This window comes from Pseudomonas sp. HMWF006, from assembly GCF_003061205.1.
GTDB lineage: Bacteria > Pseudomonadota > Gammaproteobacteria > Pseudomonadales > Pseudomonadaceae > Aquipseudomonas > Aquipseudomonas monsensis.
Window position 1 is genome coordinate 1 of record NZ_QAIU01000273.1, and the last position, 907, is coordinate 907.

General features: G+C 50.1%; 1 protein-coding gene. It reads left to right on the top strand.

Going from position 1 to position 907, the window contains the following annotated elements:
• The coding region (locus DBR24_RS11215; protein ID WP_256591395.1) for a barstar family protein at nt 1-442 on the top strand (442 nt) is incomplete at its 5' end.
• Nucleotides 443-907 lie beyond the last annotated feature (465 nt).

A 907-nucleotide genomic window follows, 5' to 3' on the forward strand; every position in this document is an offset into this window, starting at 1 on the left:
GCGTCGTTTGTCGCGGATCGAGCCCAAGGTTGCGCGAATACGCTGTCAGCAATTGACTTCACCTCGCGAGACCGCCATACCTGTTTTTTCCAATTCGACAGAGGTTGATCTGACAATGGTGCGAGTGGATGCAAACCTGATAACTGACTGGCACACATTCCACAGCGTATTCGCAGAAAAATTCGGTTTCCCTGGTTTCTACGGCCGCAATATGGACGCTTGGGTTGACTGCCTTTCATACCTCGATGACCCCAGCGCAGAAATGTCGTCTGTCCACGTTCAGAGCGGACAAACACTCTCATTGGTCATCGACAATGCCCAGAGTTTTAAGCATCGCTGTCCTGAACAATTTGAAGCTCTGGTGGAATGCGCTGCTTTTGTGAACTGGCGAGTCATCGTTTCGGGTGGCAGCCCGATCCTGGCACTTGCTTTCAATATCTAAGTGCTCGCGCACGTCAATCAACGGGGGTATCAATGACTGCATTGGGAGGAAAGTTGATTGTCCTGACAGGCTGTTATCGGCCAAAAGCAGACCTTCATGCGCTACAAGTTCGAGCGCAGCAACACGCCGATTTACGATGAAGATGTGGATCTTCCCCGGTACTGACCTAGCTGATTGCTGCCTTTTGGGTGAGACCGCTTTGGGCCGATTTTTGGCGGCTAAGACTTACCCGTGCGCTTGTCATATCCGATGCAAATGTTTGGTCAATTCGAATACCAAGAGGTGGTCAAATCAATGCAATTACCCACCTGAACAGGTGATGCTGCCCTTCATGTACACGAAGACCTTTGTTTTAAGTCTTGTCTGCCTCATCTGCGGCGGTTACCGCCCGCTCACCGATATGCCGCTCATAGGAATCAGCCAGCATGTGAAAATATTTGAAAGAAAAGCGCAAAGTTTTCATTG